At 64.7% G+C, this 18,874-nt stretch carries 18 protein-coding genes; 2 read left to right on the forward strand and 16 right to left on the reverse strand.

Annotated features, from left to right (window positions below):
- Positions 1-41: 41 nt before the first annotated feature.
- The 5 genes from AC1VWL_RS08720 to rlmD form a co-directional block, all read right to left on the reverse strand.
- Entirely contained in the window at positions 42-593 is a 552-nt protein-coding gene (locus AC1VWL_RS08720; protein WP_481517624.1) for a hypoxanthine-guanine phosphoribosyltransferase, read from the reverse strand.
- On the reverse strand, positions 593-1,600 hold the full coding sequence (gene nagZ / locus AC1VWL_RS08725) for a beta-N-acetylhexosaminidase (RefSeq protein WP_481615364.1): 1,008 nt from the start codon (positions 1,598-1,600) through the stop codon (positions 593-595). Before nagZ ends, AC1VWL_RS08720 begins: the two co-directional genes overlap by 1 nt.
- 79 nt (positions 1,601-1,679) lie before the next feature.
- On the reverse strand, positions 1,680-2,375 hold the full coding sequence (locus AC1VWL_RS08730; protein ID WP_482986410.1) for a DsbA family oxidoreductase: 696 nt from the start codon (positions 2,373-2,375) through the stop codon (positions 1,680-1,682).
- A gap of 268 nt (positions 2,376-2,643) precedes the next feature.
- Positions 2,644-3,129, reverse strand: a complete 486-nt coding sequence (locus AC1VWL_RS08735; RefSeq protein WP_482986411.1) for a CYTH domain-containing protein — start codon at positions 3,127-3,129, stop codon at positions 2,644-2,646.
- Positions 3,130-3,132: 3 nt separating this feature from the next.
- Positions 3,133-4,473 carry a 23S rRNA (uracil(1939)-C(5))-methyltransferase RlmD gene (rlmD, locus tag AC1VWL_RS08740; protein ID WP_481614496.1) on the reverse strand — a complete coding sequence of 447 codons (1,341 nt, stop codon included), beginning with the start codon at positions 4,471-4,473 and terminating at the stop codon, positions 3,133-3,135.
- 124 nt (positions 4,474-4,597) lie between these two features.
- On the opposite strand from rlmD, the gene AC1VWL_RS08745 reads away from it, so the two are divergent.
- Positions 4,598-5,311 (forward strand): Hpt domain-containing response regulator, encoded by a 714-nt coding sequence (locus AC1VWL_RS08745; RefSeq protein WP_482986412.1) that lies wholly within the window; start codon positions 4,598-4,600, stop codon positions 5,309-5,311.
- Positions 5,312-5,478: 167 nt separating this feature from the next.
- Here the strand turns inward: AC1VWL_RS08745 and recO are convergent, their stop codons facing one another.
- From recO to rpoE, 9 genes are all read right to left on the reverse strand, one after another.
- Complete coding sequence (recO, locus tag AC1VWL_RS08750; RefSeq protein ID WP_482986413.1) at positions 5,479-6,201, reverse strand: DNA repair protein RecO; 723 nt, start codon at positions 6,199-6,201, stop codon at positions 5,479-5,481.
- 240 nt (positions 6,202-6,441) lie between these two features.
- Complete coding sequence (era, locus tag AC1VWL_RS08755; RefSeq protein ID WP_282269633.1) at positions 6,442-7,344, reverse strand: GTPase Era; 903 nt, start codon at positions 7,342-7,344, stop codon at positions 6,442-6,444.
- A complete protein-coding gene (gene rnc, locus AC1VWL_RS08760; protein ID WP_481508336.1) occupies positions 7,341-8,018 on the reverse strand; it encodes a ribonuclease III in 678 nt (225 codons plus the stop codon). Before rnc ends, era begins: the two co-directional genes overlap by 4 nt.
- Entirely contained in the window at positions 8,008-8,382 is a 375-nt protein-coding gene (locus tag AC1VWL_RS08765; protein ID WP_481545165.1) for a DUF4845 domain-containing protein, read from the reverse strand. Before AC1VWL_RS08765 ends, rnc begins: the two co-directional genes overlap by 11 nt.
- Positions 8,383-8,411: 29 nt before the next feature.
- Positions 8,412-9,215: a signal peptidase I gene (gene lepB / locus AC1VWL_RS08770; protein WP_282269639.1), complete on the reverse strand. Its 804-nt coding sequence runs from the start codon at positions 9,213-9,215 to the stop codon at positions 8,412-8,414.
- A 108-nt stretch (positions 9,216-9,323) separates the two neighbouring features.
- Positions 9,324-11,114, reverse strand: coding sequence for a translation elongation factor 4 (gene lepA, locus AC1VWL_RS08775; protein ID WP_482986429.1), 1,791 nt, complete (start codon positions 11,112-11,114; stop codon positions 9,324-9,326).
- A gap of 159 nt (positions 11,115-11,273) precedes the next feature.
- A complete protein-coding gene (locus AC1VWL_RS08780) occupies positions 11,274-12,794 on the reverse strand; it encodes a DegQ family serine endoprotease (protein ID WP_482986414.1) in 1,521 nt (506 codons plus the stop codon).
- Between the two features lie 128 nt (positions 12,795-12,922).
- Entirely contained in the window at positions 12,923-13,843 is a 921-nt protein-coding gene (locus AC1VWL_RS08785; RefSeq protein ID WP_482986415.1) for a sigma-E factor negative regulatory protein, read from the reverse strand.
- The gene (rpoE, locus tag AC1VWL_RS08790) at positions 13,840-14,460 is read right to left on the reverse strand and encodes an RNA polymerase sigma factor RpoE (protein WP_296250849.1); all 621 of its coding nucleotides are present in this window, start codon (positions 14,458-14,460) and stop codon (positions 13,840-13,842) included. The genes AC1VWL_RS08785 and rpoE overlap by 4 nt, the downstream gene beginning before the upstream one ends.
- 236 nt (positions 14,461-14,696) lie before the next feature.
- On the opposite strand from rpoE, the gene AC1VWL_RS08795 reads away from it, so the two are divergent.
- Positions 14,697-16,760 (forward strand): 3-hydroxyacyl-CoA dehydrogenase NAD-binding domain-containing protein, encoded by a 2,064-nt coding sequence (locus AC1VWL_RS08795; protein ID WP_482986416.1) that lies wholly within the window; start codon positions 14,697-14,699, stop codon positions 16,758-16,760.
- 242 nt (positions 16,761-17,002) lie between these two features.
- Here AC1VWL_RS08795 and AC1VWL_RS08800 read toward each other — a convergent pair whose 3' ends face one another.
- Together AC1VWL_RS08800 and dsbG are read right to left on the reverse strand one after the other, a co-directional pair.
- The gene (locus AC1VWL_RS08800) at positions 17,003-17,983 is read right to left on the reverse strand and encodes a cation diffusion facilitator family transporter (RefSeq protein ID WP_482986417.1); all 981 of its coding nucleotides are present in this window, start codon (positions 17,981-17,983) and stop codon (positions 17,003-17,005) included.
- Positions 17,984-18,063: 80 nt separating this feature from the next.
- On the reverse strand, positions 18,064-18,870 hold the full coding sequence (dsbG, locus tag AC1VWL_RS08805) for a thiol:disulfide interchange protein DsbG (protein WP_481507609.1): 807 nt from the start codon (positions 18,868-18,870) through the stop codon (positions 18,064-18,066).
- Positions 18,871-18,874: the final 4 nt, after the last annotated feature.

Here is an 18,874-nt window from a genome sequence, read left to right on the forward strand (position 1 = left end):
CGATCAGACCGAAAGCCGATGGCAAGCATCGGCCACCGGTATTACTGCTTCATTGCGTAGATGGCCGGCAGCGAACGCAGCGATTCGTTGACGTCCATGCCGAAGCCGAACACGAAGCGGTCCGGCAGGTCGATGCCGGCGTAGTCGGCCTTGACGCCCGGCAGGCAACGGTCGTGCTTCTTCACGGTCAGCACGGCAATGCGCACGTCGGTCGCGCCCTGCTCCAGGCACCATTCGCGCACACCCTGCAGGGTGAAGCCTTCGTCCAGGATGTCGTCGACCAGGATCACCCGGCGGCCGAACAGGGCCGACACCGGGCGGTGCTTCCAGACCAGCTCGCCGCCGGTCTCGCCGTGGTAGCGCGAGGCCTGCATGTAGTCGAACTGCGCGTCCTGGCCGCGCGCACCCAGCTCCAATGCCAACTGGCCGGCGAACGGCAGCGCACCGTTCATGATCGAGATGAACACCGGCACTTCGCCCTTGTAGTCACGCGCGATGGCGTCGGCGATGCCGGCGATGGCGGTGTCGATGGTGGGACGGTCGACCAGCAGGTCGGCCTGGGCCACGGCTTGTTCAAGAGTGAGTTTGGACATCAGGCGGTTCTTCCAAGGTTTTCAAACAGATGATTACGAGTATCGGCGTGGCGGGCGTCGGCCAGCAGGCCGCCCCAGCCCATCGCACCGCGGCCGATCAGGCTCAACAGGGCGGCGGTATTCAAGCTGCGGCCGGTCACGGCCTGCAGTGATTCTTCGACCAGCTCCGGGTGGCAGACCAGCACCACGTCGCAGCCGGCATCCAGGTGCGCATCAACGCGGGCCTTGACCCCACCGGCGGCGAACGAGGCCGCCATGCCGATGTCGTCAGAGAACACCACGCCACGGAAGCCCATCTGCTCACGCAGGATCTGGTTGATCCAGCGCGGCGAGTAGCCTGCCGGCTCCGGCGCCACCTGCGGGTAGATGACGTGCGCCATCATCACCGCGTCGGCGCCAGCGGCGATGCCTGCCCGGAACGGTATCAGGTCGTGGGCTTCAATCTCGACCAGGGGCCGCGGGTCCACCGCGGTGTCCACATGGGTGTCCTCACGGACCGTGCCATGGCCGGGGAAATGCTTGAGCGTGGCGGCCATGCCGACCGAGTGCATGCCGCGCACATAGGCAGCGGTCAGGGCGGCCACGACCTGCGGGTCCTCGCCAAAGGCACGGTTGCCGATGGCCAGGTTGCCATGGCCAACGTCCACCACTGGCGCGAAGCTCAGGTCCAGGCCGCTGGCGCGGATTTCACTGGCCATCAGCCAGGCGTGCTGCTCGGCCAGGGCCAGGGCGCCGTCGGGGTCGCTCGCATAGAGCTTGCCGAAGCCTTCCAGCGGCGGCAGATCGGCATAACCCTCGCGGAAGCGCTGCACGCGCCCGCCTTCCTGGTCCACGCTGATCAGCAGCGGACGTGCGGTGGCAGCGCGGATTGCCGCGGTCAGCTCCACCACCTGCGCCCGCGAGGCGAAGTTGCGCTTGAACAGCACCACCCCGGCCACGGCGTCGTGCTGCAGCCAGTCTCGCTCCTGGGCAGTCAGTTCGGTGCCGGCAACGCCGATCAAAAGCATGCTTGGACTCCAATCCACCGCAGACTGCGGCGTAGCGGAATATTGTCGCAGATGGCGCCCGCCGCGTCAGAGCCTGCGTTCAGACGCTGCAACCGTCCGGGCCGCAGGCCTGTTCATCCTGGCTGGCGGCAGCCGACGGCGCCTGTTCGGCGGCGATCTTGCGCAGCACGTCGGCAAACACTTCTGCCGGCTGTCCGCCCTGCACCGCGTACTGGCCATTGATGACGAAGGTCGGCACCGACTGGATATCCAGCGCCTGCGCCTGGCCAATACCAGCCTGGACCTGGGCCAGGCCTTCGTCAGACGCCAGCATCGCCTGCACGCGCTCGGCCGGGATGTCGCCCGCCGCGGCGGCAGCAATCAGCACCTGCGGATCGGCCAGGTTGCTGCCTTCGGCGAAGTGCGCACGGAACAGCGCCTCACCGACCTGCTCCTGCACCCCGTACTGACCGGCCAGCCACATCAGCCGGTGCGCCAGCACGGTGCTGACCTTGACCTGGCCCTTGCCGAAGTCCATCGGCAGGCCTTCGGCCTGGGCAGTGCCCTGGGTCTGCGCCAGCATCTGCCGGGTACGTTCGGCACCGCCGAATTTGGCCGCGTAGGCCTCCAGCAGCGGCACCGGGGTGGTGTCGGCATCAGGATCGAGCAGGAACGGATGCCAACGCACCTCGATATCGGGTACATCGGCCCCCAACAGCTCAAGGCCGCGCTGGAAGCGGTGCTTGCCAATCCAGCACCAGGGACAGACCACGTCAGACCAGATATCGATGCGCATGCGGGTTCCTGATAAAAGTAGTGCCGAGCCATGTTCGGCTGAAGCTTTACCGGTAATGCCTCTGCCGAGCATGGCTCGGCACTACAGGGTTTGCTTGTGAAGCCCTTGCCGAGCATGGCTCGGCACTACAGGGTTTGCTTGTGAAGCCTCTGCCGAGCATGGCTCGGCACTACAGGGTTTGCTTGTGAAGCCTCTGCCGAGCATGGTTCGGCACTACAGGGTTTGCTTGTGAAGCCCCTGCCGAGCATGGCTCGGCACTACAGGCACTTCACCACTGGGTGTACGGCTTGGATGCCAAGGCCAGATTGTAATAACGCAATTCGTCGGTGACTTCGGCACCGGCCCAGTCGGGCTTGGCGAACACCTGGTCGGCGCTCTCCAGCTCCACTTCAGCCACCACCAGTCCGGCGTTGTCGCCGAGGAACTCATCAACTTCCCACAGCAACCCGCCGTGCTGGACCAGATGCCGGCGCTTGTCGATCAGGCCGCCGACGCACAGCGCAAGCAGCTCACGCGCCTCGTTCACCGGCACCGGGTACTCGAACTCCTGGCGGGTGTGGCCGAGCTCGCGCGACTTGATGTTCAGGTAGGCCTCGTCGCCCTGGATGCGGACCCGCACCGAAGCCTTCTGCGCACCGCTGTCCATCGCCGCCGTATCGTTGATATAGCCCTGCGCCATCGGGATGACGGCGTGCGCGGCGGCCCGCCAGTCATCGCTGGTGACGAGGAACTTGCGCTCGATCTCGATACCCACCGTTTACCTCTTCTCGAAGACGGCAATGCTTTCCACGTGCGCGGTGTGCGGGAACATGTCCATCGCACCGGCGGACACCAGGGTGAAGCCCTGCTCATTGACCAGATAGCCGGCGTCGCGCGCCAGCGAGCCCGGATGGCAGCTGACGTAGACGATGCGTTTGAACTGATCCAGCGGCAACTGCTTGAGCACATCGATCGCACCCGAACGCGGCGGGTCGAGCAGCAGCTTGTCGAAGCCCTGCTTCATCCACGGCGCTTCGCTCTGATCCAGGGTCAGATCGGCGGCATGGAACTCGGCGTTGGCCAGACCGTTGCGCTCGGCGTTTTCCTTGGCGCGCGCGACCAGCCCGGCCTCGCCTTCCACGCCGACCACTTCGCGCACGCTGCGCGCCAGCGGCAGGGTGAAGTTGCCCAGGCCACAGAACAGGTCAAGCACGCGCTCGTCCGGTTGTGCATCCAACAAGGTCAGCGCATGCGCGATCATCTGCTGGTTGAGCTTGGCGTTGACCTGGATGAAATCCAGCGGGCGGAACGCGAGGTCCACATCCCACTGCGGCAGCGCGAAGGACAGCGCCACGCCCTCGGCCGGCCACAACGGGGCCACGGTGTGCAGGCCACCGGACTGCAGGTAGATCGCAAAGCCATGTTCCTGGCCGAATGCGATCCACGCCTGCTTGTCGGCATCGCTGAGCGGAGCCAAGTGGCGCACGGTGAGGGCGATGGCGGCATCACCGGCGATGAATTCGATCTGCGGGATATCGCGCTTGCCATCCAGCGTTTCGATGAAAGCGGACAGCGCGCCGACCTTGCTGCCGATCTCCGGGATCACCGTCAGGCACTGCGACAGATCGGCGACAAAGCGCGGATCCAGTTCGCGGAAGCCGACCAGCGTCTTGTCCTTCTTCTCGACGCGGCGCACCGAGAAGCGCCCCTTGCGGCGGTAGCCCCAGCTGTCACCCACCAGCGGCGGCAACACCTCGCCCGGGCTGACGTGGCCGATGCGGGTCAGGTTGTCGGTCAGCACCTGCTGCTTGGCGACAATCTGCCGCGACTCGTCCAGGTGCTGCAGTACGCAACCTGCGCACACCCCGAAATGCGGACAGCGCGGCTCGACGCGATGCGGCGAGGCCTTCAGCACTTCGACCGTCTTGGCCTCATCGAAATGACGGCTCTTGCCGGTCTGCTCGGCCATCACCGTTTCCTGCGGCAGCGCGCCGCTGATGAAGGTGACCTTGCCACCCTCGCCTTCACGGCGGGCAACGCCACGGCCGTCGTGGCTCAGGTCGAGGATGTCGGTCTGGAACGGGGTCTTGTCTATGCGGGGGGATCTGGATCGGGCCACGTGGCAACAGGCTGCGGGCAAAAGGGCGGCCATTGTCGCAGATGCTCAACGTGAACACCCCGATGACTTGCAGATCACGGTGCCATCGCTAATATGCGGGCAGTAGCTGACATGGAGGCAGCAGATGAATACGCATCACCAAGGAAACCTGCCGCGCCTGTTGTTGGTCGAGGACGACATGACCAGCCAGGGCTTCTTCCAGTTTGTGCTGGAATCGCTACCGGCCAAGGTTGATATCGCTGATTCGTGCGCCAGCGCGTTGCGTTGGGCACAGAGCGGCAGCTACGACCTGTGGCTGCTCGATGTGAACCTGCCTGACGGCAATGGCGCTGGTCTTCTGCGCAGTCTGCGTGAACGCCACCCGCACACCGCTGCACTGGCGCATACCGCAGATACCAGTCAGGAAATGCAGATGACGCTGCAACAGGCCGGCTTTCAGGAAACCCTGGTCAAGCCGATCAGTCGCGATGCGCTGCTCAAGAGCGTGCGCCGTGCGCTGACCAGGTCCACTGCAAAGGCTGACGGCGCCGTTGCCGAAGCTGCGCTGGATTGGGACGAGTCAGCCGCGATGAACGCCCTGAACGGGCAACAGGCGCACGTGCGTGCACTGCGCGAACTGTTCCTGTCCGAGTTGCCAGGCACCCGCGATGCGGTCAGTCATGCACTTGAAAAGCATGACGACAAAGCCCTGCATGCACAGCTGCACAAGCTGCAGGCCAGCTGTGGTTTTGTTGGCGCCTCGCGCCTGGCATTTGCAGTGCGCCAGCTGAATCACGACCCCGCATCGATGCAGGCACGGCAACAATTCGGCAGTGCTGTCAGCGCCTTGCTGCGCTGATCGGATGGTGTGCCGAGCCATGCTCGGCAACAGGTTTCCCCGGTAGAGCCCCTGCCGAGCATGGCTCGGCACTACAGAGGCTGGATCTTGCGTAACGCCCCTGCCGAGCATGGCTCGGCACTACAGGCTGGATTCTGCGGGCGGCCCCTGTCGAGCGTGGCCCGGCACTACGGTTGTGGACGGGCCAGTTCGCCCAGCATTTCCCAGGACTTGAGTCCGCGACCACCAAGGTGGTGCAGCAGCACTGCACGCATCTGCAGGCGCAGGCTGGCAACATCGCTGCTGTCGGGCTGGTGATCCTCGGCCAATGCCAGCAACGCACTACCGGTCGCCAGCGCGCGGCGTTCGTTGTTGCGCTCACTGAGCAGCCGCAGCGGGCCCTGCAACGGATCCAGCCGATAGCGCGCCGCCGGGTCGATGGGCTCACCGTCGGCACCACAACTCCAGTCGAAGCCAAAGCCCAATGCGTCAAGCAGATCACGTTCGAAGCGACGCAGTGACCACGCCAGCGTGTCCGGCTGATCCAGCTGCCCGCGCAGCTCACCGTAAGCCACATACAGCTCGGGCAAGGGATCCTGCCGCGGTGTCAACCGCATCACCAGTTCGTTGATATAGAACCCCGCAAGCATGGCGTGGCCGTGCAGGCGCGGCGCCACATCCTGGCTTTCGGCCCGGCGCAGCTGCGCCAGCTCGCCAGTCTGCTGTGCGTCAAAACGGATTGCCTGCAAGGGCTGCAGGGCCGCGCGTAGTGCCTGCTTCTTCGCTCCCTGCACCCCCCGCGCAAGCAGACCCAGGCGCCCATGCTCCAAGCTCAGCACCTCGACCAGCAGGCTGGTCTCGCGCCAAGGCCGGGCATGCAGCACGTAAGCGGGCTGGTCGTCGATGCGCATCTCAAGGCTGGGAGTCGGGAATGGAGAATCGGGAGTCGGAACAGCCCGCGACCGTGATCCAACCGGCCTTCGTCAGGCTCCCTGGCAGCCGGCTATCGCTACGACCTGTCGTCGCAGCATCGGTCTTCATTACACAACCTGACCTGCCTCGCGGCCAGAAAAAAGCCGGAAACCGCAAATCGCGGAAGAACCAGGCAGTTTCCATTCCCGACTCCCCCCTCCCGATTCCCGGAACAAGCCTTACTGTTCGCCGTAACCAAAGGCCTTCAGCGCGGCCTCGTCATCGGACCAGCCTTCACGCACGCGCACCCAGGTTTCCAGGAACACCTTGGCACCAAACAGACGCTCCATCTGCAGACGCGCCTTGGCGCCGATTTCCTTCAGGCGGGTGCCGCCCTTGCCGATGACAATCGCCTTCTGGCCTTCGCGCTCGACCCAGATCACCGCGCCGATGCGCAGCAGCGCACCGTCTTCAGCGAAACGCTCGATTTCGACGGTGGTGGCGTAAGGCAGTTCTTCGCCGAGCTGCCGCATCAGCTGCTCGCGGACCAGTTCGCCCGCGAGGAAACGCTGGCTGCGGTCGGTGATTTCATCTTCGCCGAACATCGGCGGGCCTTCCGGCACCAACCCGATCAGGTCACGCACCAGCGCGTCCAGACCATTGCGCTTCAGCGCCGAGATCGGATGCACGGCGGCGAATTCGCGGCCGACGGTGATCTCCTGCAGGAACGGCAGCAGCGCGCCCTTGTCCTTCAGCCGATCAACCTTGTTGACGATCAGCACCACCGGCACGCCTGCATCGCTCAGTACGTTGAACGCAAGGGTGTCTTCTTCGTCCCAGCGACCGGCTTCGATCACCAGCAGGCCAACGTCCACGCCTTCCAGCGAGGCACGCGCGGCACGGTTCATCACCCGGTTCATCGCGCGCTTCTGCTGGCGGTGCAGTCCTGGGGTGTCGACCAGCACCAGCTGCCCTTCCGGGTAGGTGGCGATGCCGAGCAGACGGTGGCGGGTGGTCTGCGGACGGTTGGAGACGATGCTGACCTTGGCGCCGACCAGGGCGTTGGTCAGGGTCGACTTGCCAACGTTGGGGCGGCCAATGACCGCGACGCTGCCACAGCGATGAGAGGAGGTGTCGTTCACTTGGAATCCAATTGCTCTATTGCGGCGGCTGCCGCCTGTTGTTCGGCCAGCCGTCGCGAAGTGCCTTCGCCTTCGGTACTTACGGCGGGGTCAGCCACGCAACAGCGCACATGGAAGTGCTTGGCGTGGTCGTCGCCGGTCTCCGATACCAGCTCGTATACCGGCAGGGTCTTCTGCCGGGCCTGCAACCATTCCTGCAGGCGTGTCTTGGGATCTTTCTCGGGCTTGCCCGCCGGCACCGCCGACAGCGAGGCCTCGAACCACGGCATTATCCGCTCGCGGCAGGCTTCAAAACCGGCGTCCAGATAAATGGCGCCAACCACGGCCTCGAAAGTGTCGGCGAGGATGGAGTCGCGGCGATGGCCACCTGACTTCATCTCACCCGGGCCCAGCGTCAGCCGGTCACCCAGCTGCAGCGTACGCGCGATCACCGCCAGCGCGCTTTCACAGACCAACGCCGAGCGGGCGCGGGTCAACGCGCCCTCGTCCGCCTTCGGCCAACGGGTGAACAATGCCTCGGCAATCAGCATGTTGACGATGCTGTCGCCGAGGAACTCCAGGCGCTCGTTATGCGGCGCACCGGCACTACGATGGGTCAGGGCCTGCTTCAGCAAACCCTGGTCCTTGAATGGATGACCGATCAGGTCACCCCGTTGGAACGTTTTATTGAGCACTGCCTGAGGTGAAATCCTGGGAATTTGTGAAATTGCCTACGATGTCCAGATTGCCGATCAGCGGCTTGCGCACCTCATAGGTCACGTTCATCCGCCAGCCACCATCGGTACGCTCGAACTTGATGTTGTCGCGCTTGACCGAGTCGGAGTAATTCATGTCCATGCGCTTGAAAAAGGCCTGGGTCGCGGTCGACGGATTGAATTCACCGGTTGACTCGTTGGCCATCGACTTCATCGCCACCTTGACCGAATAGAACTCCTGGTACATCGGGAACAGCTTCATGCCGATGTAAAGCCCGAAGCCCACTACCGCCAACACCATCAGGAACGAGGTCAGCGTCATACCTGCTTGCTTGTGCTTCATTGCGATCTCCCCAGACACGCGTTGTCCACTCACTGAATGCCCGCCCCGATGCGGGACGGCTCGAAACTACCCTTGCAGAACCAGCCTTCACAGTTCAGCCAGATCAGGAACGCCTTGCCCCGCAGATTCTCTTCCGGCAGGAAGTGGGTCTGGGTCCAGAAGCGACTGTCCTCGCTGTTGTCGCGATTGTCACCCATCACGAAGTACTGGCCTTCCGGCACCACCCAGTCACCCTGGCCGCGCGGGTCGGCGCGACCCAGCAGCTCGAGCACGGTATGGCTGCGGCCCGGCAGCTGCTCGGTCAGCAGCGAGGCACCGGTCATTTCCGAGCCAGGGCCCTTGCCGACGTACTCGCCGCGGTCTTCGTAGACCATCGGCACGCCGTTGATCGACAAGGTGTCACCGTGGAAGCCGATGCGGTCGCCCGGCAGGCCGATCACGCGCTTGATCCAGTTCTGGTCCGGCGCATGCGGCGGCTTGAACACCACCACATCACCGCGCTTGGGCTCGGCTACCGGGATGATCTTGGTATTGGTGATCGGCAGGCGGAAGCCGTAGGAGAACTTGTTGACCAGGATGAAATCGCCGATCAGCAGGTTGGGCATCATCGAGCTGGAGGGGATCTTGTACGGCTCGGCCACGAAGCTGCGCAGGATCAACACCACCGCCAGCACCGGGAAGAACGCGCGCGAGTAATCCACTACCGCCGGCTCTTCACTGTCCAGCAGGCTGGCCTTCTCGGCACGGCGCTTGCGCAGGTACAGCTTGTCCAGCAGCACCACCAGGCCCGAGCCCAGGGTCAGCACAACCAGGATGATTTCAAACCATTTCATTCAAGTTCCTTCGGAATGGAAACGGGGAATGGGGAGCAGGGAACCGCGCAGTCCAAAGCGTTTCCGCTCGGCCGTTGCGACTCCCCATTCCCTACTCTCGATTCACTGTTACTTGTCCATCTGCAGCACAGCAAGGAAGGCTTCCTGTGGGATCTCCACGCGGCCTACCTGCTTCATGCGCTTCTTGCCTTCCTTCTGCTTCTCCAACAGCTTCTTCTTACGCGAGACGTCGCCACCATAGCACTTGGCCAACACGTTCTTGCGCATGGCCTTGACCGTGGTACGGGCGATGATCTGCGCGCCGATCGCGGCCTGGATGGCCACGTCGAACATCTGCCGGGGAATCAGGTCCTTCATCTTCTCGCACAGCTCGCGGCCACGACGATCGGCGTGGCTGCGGTGGGCGATCAGCGACAGGGCGTCAACCTTGTCACCGTTGATCAGCACGTCCAGGCGCACGAACGGGCCGGCCTCGAAGCGCACGAAGTGGTACTCAAGCGAGGCGTAGCCACGGCTGACCGACTTGAGCTTGTCGAAGAAGTCCAGCACCACTTCGGCCATCGGCAGCTCATAGCTGATCTGCACCTGGCTGCCCATGTAGTTGATGCCGATCTGGCTGCCGCGCTTCTCTTCGCACAGCTTGATGATGCTGCCGATGTATTCCTCGGGGGTGAGGATGTTGGCGCGGATGATCGGCTCGCGGATTTCTTCCACCTGGTTGACCGGCGGCAGCTTGGCCGGGTTGTCCATCATCACGATGGTCCCGTCGCTCTTGAGCACCTCGTAGATCACCGTCGGTGCGGTGCTGATCAGGTCGAGGTTGTACTCGCGCTCCAGGCGCTCCTGCACGATTTCCATGTGCAGCATGCCGAGGAAGCCGCAGCGGAAGCCGAAGCCCATCGCCTCGGAGCTTTCCGGCTCGAAGCGCAGCGCGGCGTCGTTCAGGCGCAGCTTGTCGAGGGCTTCGCGCAGGTCCGGGTAGTCCTCGGCGTCGACCGGGAACAGTCCGGCGAACACGCGCGGCTGCATTTCCTGGAAGCCGGGCAGCGGCTCGGAGGCCGGATCGGCCTGCAGGGTCAGGGTGTCGCCAACCGGCGCGCCGTGCACGTCCTTGATGCTGGCGTTGATCCAGCCCACTTCACCGGCACGCAGCGCAGGCATTTCCTTACGCTTGGGGGTGAAGACGCCGACCTTGTCGACCAGATGCCAACGGCCGGTGGACATGACCTGGATCTTGTCGCCGGCCTTGATCTGGCCCTGCATCACGCGCACCAGCGAGACCACGCCCAGGTAATTGTCGAACCAGGAATCGATGATCAGCGCCTGCAACTTGTCGCTGCCACGGTCGGCCGGCGGCGGGATGCGGTGCACGATGGCCTCCAGCACCTCCTCCATGTTCAGGCCGGTCTTGGCGCTGACGGCAACCGCGTCGGAGGCGTCGATGCCGATCACCGCCTCGATCTCGGCCTTGGCACGGTCGACATCGGCGGTCGGCAGGTCGATCTTGTTCAGCACCGGCACCACTTCCAGGCCCTGTTCGATTGCCGTGTAGCAGTTGGCAACCGACTGTGCTTCCACGCCCTGGGCCGCATCGACCACCAGCAGCGCGCCTTCGCAGGCGGCCAGCGAGCGGCTGACTTCATAGGAGAAGTCGACGTGGCCAGGGGTATCGATGAAGTTCAGGAAGTAGGTCTGGCCGTTGCGGGCCGTATACGGCACCGACACCGACTGCGACTTGATCGTGATGCCACGCTCGCGCTCGATCGGGTTGTTGTCCAGGACCTGCGCTTCCATTTCGCGCGCGGTCAAGCCGCCACACAACTGGATGATGCGGTCGGCCAGGGTGGACTTACCGTGGTCAACGTGGGCAATGATGGAGAAGTTGCGGATCATCCGCATCGAATCATGTGACATAGGTGGCGGCGGCGGCGCTGCGTCGTCAGGATAACGGGCCATTATCGCATGCCGGAGCCAAGCCCCGCACAGGGTTTGGCCGGCAGCTGAACGAAAGGAGCCGCCCGAAGGCGGCTCCCGTTGCAATCACAAGGTCTGGCGGGCTTATTCGCCGGCGCGGACCGGGACGAAGGCGCTGTTGGCGCCGGCGCGGACCAGCAACATGACCACGTCACCCTTCTTGTAACCGGCCAGCTCCCGGTTCAGGGCGGCAACGCTGCCCACCGGGGCGCGCCCGACCTGCAGCACCACCATCCCCGGGGCCAGACGCGCCTCGCGGCCAGACTGACTGTTAACGCCGGTGATGCGCACGCCTTCGCCCGACTCCAGGCCGAGCTGGCGACGCTCGGCGGCGGTCAGATCGGCCACTTCCAGCCCCAGCAGGGCATTGGCGCCGGCCTGCGGCTTGGCCTCATCGCCAGCGGCAGCGGTGTTACCCGGCCGCGCCGCATCCTCGGCCAGTTCGCTCAGCGTCACGGTGATATCGCGCGGCTTGCCGTCACGCAGAATGCTCATCCGCACCTTGCTGCCGGGCGGCATCGCGCCAATCATCGGCGGCAGCTCGCTGGAGGTATTGATCTCGGTGCCATTGACCGCACGGATCACGTCACCCACCTCGATACCCGCCTTGGCCGCCGCGCTGTCGGGCACCATCTGGTTGACCAGCGCACCGCGGCTGTCAGGCAGCTTGAAGCCCTGCGCGATGTCGCTGGTCACCTCACCGACCATCACACCCAACTGGCCGCGGCTGACCTTGCCGGTCTTCTTGATCTGCTCGACCGCATTCATCGCCAGATCGATCGGGATCGCGAAGCTGATGCCCATATAGCCGCCGGAGGCGGAGAAGATCTGCGAATTGATGCCGACCACCTCACCGCGCGTATTCAGCAAGGGGCCGCCGGAGTTGCCCTGGTTGATCGCCACGTCGGTCTGGATGAAGGGCACATAGCGCTGCTCCTGGCCACCGGTATTGCGGCCCAGCGCACTGACGATGCCGGCGGTAACCGAGTGGTCCAGGCCGAACGGTGAGCCGATCGCCACCACCCACTGGCCCGGCTTGAGCGTATTGGAGTCGCCCACGCGCACGGTCGGCAGGTTGCGGCCTTCGACCTTCAGCAACGCCACGTCGTACTGGGCATCGCTGCCGACCACCTTGGCGGTGAACTCGCGGCGATCACTCAAGGTGATCTTGACCGACTCGGCACCGTCGATGACGTGGTGGTTGGTCAGCACATAGCCGTCATTGGAGATGATGAAGCCCGAACCCATGCTGCGCCCACGCGGCCCGCTATCCGGTCCTTGCTGGCCCGGCCCCGGCATCTGGAAATCCGGACCGAAGAAGCGGCGGAAGAACTCCGGCATCTGGTCCATGTCCGGGCCCTGCTGGGCAGCGCGCGGATTGCGGCGCGCGCCAATCACGGTATCGACCTTGACCACGCCCGGGCCAACCTGGTCGACCAACTGGGTGAAATCAGGCAGGCCCTGCACCAGCTGCGGCGCGGGGGCGGCACGGGTGGCGGTCGCCTGCGCCGCGGGCGCTTCCGGTGCCGGGCTCTGCGCGCAGGCCACCAATGGCAGGGTCATCGCCAGCAGGCCAAACACCTTGTTTTGGATACGTGGGGTCATCAGCTTCGAGCCTCCAATTCAGTCAAAGCGGGAAAGAACAGCCAAGCCCGGTACGCCAGCCAACAGCGCACAAACCTGGAATCCGGGGAAAACCGGTCGCCCTGAGGCGGACGACCGGCAAGCAACACTCACTGACGCGGCAACAGCCTGCGCGACTCGGCATCGTCGGCACCCTGTGCCGGCATGCGCGGTTCAAACGGGTAGAACGTCGCCCCACCCTGCTCCTGCGCAGGGAAACTGGCGTTGAGCGCCCCCTGCGACAGCGACGGCGCCACCGTCGAGCGTGGCCATGGCCGTGCATGCAACACGCCATTGCCGGTGGCAAACGGGTCCTGGCGCAGCGCCGGGGTTGCCGGCACTACCGGCGCGGAAGCAATCGCCCGTTGCGGCTCGGCCATGCGCGCGGTACCGGCCCGCGCTGCCTGCTGGGTACGGGTCGCGCTACCGCGGCGAGCGCTGGCATCCTGGCGACGGGTCACGGCTGCGGCAACCGCAGGTGCCGCCGCAACCAGACCGGCGACATTGCCGGCATCCGCTGCGGTAGGGGCCGAAGGCTGCACAGGTGCGGGAGCAACTTCCGCCGTGGTCGCGATGACCGGCGTCGGTGCATTCGTTTCAGGCAGCTGTTCGCGGGCCATGAACAAGGCCACGGCAGCCACCGAGGCAGCCAGAGCGGCACCGCCGCCCCAACGCCGCCAACCTGTCCGCGCGGCACGTTGCGGCGCACGTTGCGGCGCACGTTGTGCTGCGGTCGCGGCCACGAGCGGCCCGTTCTGCAACGCATCCGCGTCCACCGCCTGACGCACGCGCGCACTGAAATCCAGGGGCGCCGGTGCGCAGGCTTGGCCGCGCATCACGTCACCCACTACCTGCCAGCGCTCCTGGCAGGCCGAAAGCTCGCTGTCGTGCTCCAAGCGGCGCAACATGAAGCGCGCCTCATCGGCGGCCAGCTCGCCATCCACCAACGCCGACAGCTGCTGGCGGTAGTGCAATTCGAATTTGTCCGGCGCAGCACCGGCCGACACCGGGTTACGGCCTTGCGGGTTCATACGCGACTCCGTTCACGGGTAGCGCTGGGGGTATCCAGCAAGGGACGCAGCTGTGTATCGATGGCCTCGCGGGCACGGAAGATCCGCGACCGCACCGTGCCGATCGGGCATCCCATTTTCTGCGCGATATCCTCGTAACTCATGCCTTCCACCTCTCGCAACGTAATGGCTGAGCGCAGCTCTTCGGGCAACGCATCAACCGCCTTCATCACGGTCTGTTCCAGTTCCTGGCGCATCAACTCACGCTCGGGCGTGTCGTTGTCGCGCAAGCGGACCCCACTGTCGAACTGCTCGGCGTCACCGATCTCGATGTCGTCGGTGGGGGGGCGCCGGTTGTGTGCTGCCAGATAGTTTTTTGCGGTATTCACTGCGATCCGATGCAACCAGGTATAGAACTGGGCGTCGCCACGGAAATTCCCGAGCGCACGGTAAGCGCGCACGAAAGTGTCCTGGGCCACGTCCTGACATTCACTCCAGTCGGCGATGTAGCGCCCGATCAACGCGATGATCCGATGCTGGTACTTGCGTACCAACACATCGAACGCCGCGCTTTCGCCGCGCTGCACACGCCGGACCAGTTCCAGGTCCAGCTCCTGCGGTGTTTCAACCTCGGCCATAACGGGCCGCACTCCTGTCAGCCCAACCGACGTCGGGCAATATGACCGCTGTTCGCGGCAAAAGTTCAGCACCCTGTCCCAGCGGCACCGCACCAGCTTTTAACTCCCGTTCGGCTAACCTCCAGGGGCGCTGACCAGATAAGCCCAACACAATTCCAGACATTGGGATTTGACGGCAGGGAAACAACCTCTGGATCATAGCGGTCTTCTCCATACACAACCGGATGGAACGTCCCATGCTCTCAGGCTTCGACGGGCTCCGCTTCAATCATTGGCAAACCGAGCTGCGCGAGGATGGCGTGGCAGTGCTCAGCCTCGACCGCAAGGACAGCCCGGTCAATGCCATGTCGCAGGACGTGCTGCTGGAACTGGGCGACATCGTCGAGCGCCTGGCCATCGACCCGCCCAAGGGCGTGGTGGTGCGCTCGACCAAGGCAGCCGGCTTCATCGCTGGCGCCGACCTGAAGGAATTCCAGGAGTTCGACCGCCGCGGCACCGTCAATGACGCCATCCGCCGTGGCCAGAGCGTCTACCAGAAGCTGGCCGAACTGCCCTGCCCGACCGTCGCCGCGATCCACGGCCACTGCCTGGGCGGCGGCACCGAGCTGGCGCTGGCCTGCCGTTACCGCGTGGCCTCCAACGATCAATCCACCCGTATCGGCCTGCCAGAGACCCAGTTGGGCATCTTCCCGGGCTGGGGCGGCAGTGCACGCCTGCCACAGCTGGTCGGTGCGCCGGCGGCGATGGACATGATGCTGACCGGCCGCACCCTGTCGGCCTCGGCCGCGCGTGCTATCGGCCTGGTTGACAAGGTCGCCGCCCCGGCGGTGCTGGTCGATGCGGCGGTCGCCTTGCTGCAGACCGGCGTGACCCGCCCGTTCAAGCAGCGCGCGACTGCCTGGGCCACCAATACCTTCCTGGCCCGCAAGATCCTCGCCCCGCAGATGGCCAAGCAGGTCGCACGCAAGGCCAAGAAGGACCAGTACCCGGCGCCCTACGCGCTGATCAGCACCTGGGAGCGCACCGGCGGCAGCCCGATCCAGAAGCGCCTGGACGCCGAGCGCCGCGCCGTGGTCAAGCTGGCCAGCAGCCCGACCGCACGCAACCTGATCCGCATCTTCTTCCTGACCGAACGGCTCAAGGGCCTGGGCGGCAAGGACTCGGGCATCAAGCACGTGCACGTGGTCGGTGCCGGCGTGATGGGCGGCGATATTGCGGCCTGGGCGGCCTACAAGGGCTTCAACGTGACCCTGCAGGACCGCGAGCAGCGCTTTATCGACCCGGCCATGGCCCGCGCGCAGGCGCTGTTCGACAAGAAGGTGCGCGATGAGAGCAAACGCCCGGAAGTGGCTGCACGGCTGAAGGCCGATCTGGTCGGTGACGGCGTTGCCGATGCCGATCTGGTGATCGAGGCCATCATCGAGAACCCGGAAGCCAAGCGTGCGCTGTACCAGACGCTGGAGCCGAAGATGAAGGCCGATGCGCTGCTCACCACCAACACCTCCTCGATCCCGCTGGTCGAGCTGCGCGACCACATCCAGCGCCCGGCGCAGTTTGCCGGCCTGCATTACTTCAACCCGGTCGCGCAGATGCCGCTGGTGGAGATCATCCACCACGACGGCATGGCGGCAGAAACCGAGAAGCGCCTGGCCGCCTTCTGCAAGGCATTGGGCAAGTTCCCCGTGCCGGTGGCCGGCACGCCCGGCTTCCTGGTCAACCGCGTGCTGTTCCCGTACATGCTGGAAGCCGCCACCGCGTATGCCGAAGGCATCCCCGGCCCGGTGATCGACAAGGTGGCGGTCAAGTTCGGCATGCCGATGGGCCCGATCGAGCTGCTGGATACGGTTGGCCTGGACGTGGCTGCTGGCGTGGGCAAGGAGTTGGCGCCCTTCCTCGGCCTGCAGATCCCGGCCGCACTGGCGACCGTCGAGCCGAACAAGCGCGGCAAGAAGGACGGCCAGGGCATCTACAAGTGGGAGAACGGTCGCGCGGTGAAGCCGGAAGTGGCCAAGGACTACCAGCCACCGTCGGACCTGGAAGACCGCCTGATCCTGCCGCTGCTCAACGAAGCCGTGGCCTGCCTGCACGACGGCGTGGTCGCCGATGCCGACCTGCTTGATGCAGGGGTGATCTTCGGCACCGGCTTCGCCCCGTTCCGTGGCGGCCCGATCCAGCATATCCGCGCGACTGGTGTGGACGTATTGGTTGAGAAGCTGAAGACCCTGCAGGCGCGCCATGGCGACCGCTTCGCACCACGCAAGGGCTGGGACATGCCGGAGCTGCGTGAGCCGGTGGTTTGAGCTCCTGCGGGTTGGTTGTTTGAACGAAAAACGGAGCCGAAAGGCTCCGTTTTTCGTTCAATCTGTAGTGCCGAGCCATGCTCGGCAGTGGCCCTACAGAAAATGCCGAGCCCCCGATTTTTGTAGGAGCGGCGTAAGCCGCGAAGCCACAGATCAATCAGATTGCCGTGATTCCGGTGATTTCAGCAGCCTCAGCTTCGCGGCTTACGCCGCTCCTACAAAGCCGAAAATCCACCGGACGTCTAGCGATGCACATGCCCATGATGGCCTTGATCATCCGGCCCGTGCGCATGACCTTCATGATCATGGTCGTGGTCACCGCCAGCCGCCTTCTTGTCGGCGCAATCATCGCCGCAGTGATCTGCCTCAACCTGCACCGTCACATGGTCGATATCAAACCGCTCATGCAGCAGGTCCGCCAGCTGTCGACGTAGTACATCCGGCGCCTGGCCATCCTGCATCACCACGTGCACGGTCAAGGCCGGCGTGCTTGATGCCAGCGCCCATACATGCAGATCATGGATACCGGCGACACCAGCATGCCCACGTAGCGCAGCCTCGATATCCGCCAGCACCACGCCCTTGGGCACACCTTCCAGCAACACGTTGATCGCATCGCGCAGCAGCACCCAGGTGCGCGGCAGCACCCACAGGCCGATAAGCACGGCCAGGATCGGATCCACCAGGGTCCAACCGGTGAAGTGGATGATCAGGCCGCCGGCAATCACTGCCACCGAGCCAAGCATGTCACTCCACACTTCCAGGTAGGCGCCCTTGACGTTGAGGCTTTCACCGCTGCCTGCGCTGAGCAGGCGCATCGCGATCAGGTTCACCACCAAGCCGAATGCAGCCACCCACATCATGCCGGTGGAGGCGATGTCCTGCGGCTGCTGGAAGCGCTGCACGGCCTCGAACAGGATGTAGACGCCGACGCCGAACAGCAGCAGGCCATTGGCAACCGCGCCCAAAGCCTCCAACCGCGCATAACCGTAGGTTCGCTTGGCATCGGGCGGACGCCGGCTCAGGCGAACAGCGGTCAAGGCGATCATCAGGCCGATCGCATCGGTGGCCATGTGCGCGGCGTCGGACAACAGCGCCAGGCTGTTGGTCCAGAACGCGCCAATGACTTCCACTACCAGATAGGCGGTGGTCAGGCCCAACGCCCACCACAGTGGTTTCTCGTGGCGGATTTCGCTGGGCAGATGGTTGTGGTCGTGACTCATGGCTGGCTCCTCATAGCGGGGCCAGCTTAGTCAGCCAGTGGCGGCGGAGACTATTACATCGCCGCCGCCCGGTTCAGTGATCAGCGCGGGCCAAGCACCGTCTGCATGTCATCACCCTGCGGCATGCCCGAACGCATCTGCACCGTGCCATCGGCATCCTTGAACAGGATGCCCGGCGTGCCCTGGAAGCCCAGATCAAGCATCAAGGCCTCGTTGGCACGCAGCTTGGCCTGCACTGCCGCCGGCACCGTCGCCAGCGGCTTGATGCCGCCCTTGGCGAAATCACGTTCGTTCTGGATCAGCGCCTGCTCCGGCGAGGCTGCGCCCAGAATCGCAGCGGCCTTGTTGGCACTGTCCTCGCGGATCACGCCGACAAGGATCTGCCGGATCTGCACCTTGCCTGCGGCCACCCACGGCTGCGCCGCTTCCCAGAAGCGGTTGCAGTACGGGCAGTTCGGATCGCTGAAGGAATAGATGACGCGCGGCGCATCGGCCTTGCCATCGCGCACCCAATGGCTGGCTTCCACCTTGGCCCAGGCCTGTTGGCCCATCGGCCCGGACACCAGCTCCTTGAGCTTGGCGGCGCTGACATCCTCACCCTTGGCGTTGACCAGGGTACCAACCACTGCGTACTCGCCATCCTTGGACACGTACACGCCCAGCGGTCGCTGGCCGGCGACGCCGGCATAGCCGGTCAGGCCAACCGGCGTTTCGAACGTGCCCATGAACTCCACGCCCTGCGAACGCAGGGTCTTCACTACCGCCGGCTCATTGGCCGCAGCCGGCTTTGCCGCAGTAGCCGCCGGGGCAGTAGCGGTCTGTGCGCAGGCCAGCGGCGTCAGCGTCATGGCGGACAACAACAGCAACATCGAACGGGAACGCATCATCGTG

The sequence above is a fragment of the Stenotrophomonas sp. STEN063 genome, from assembly GCF_056854515.1.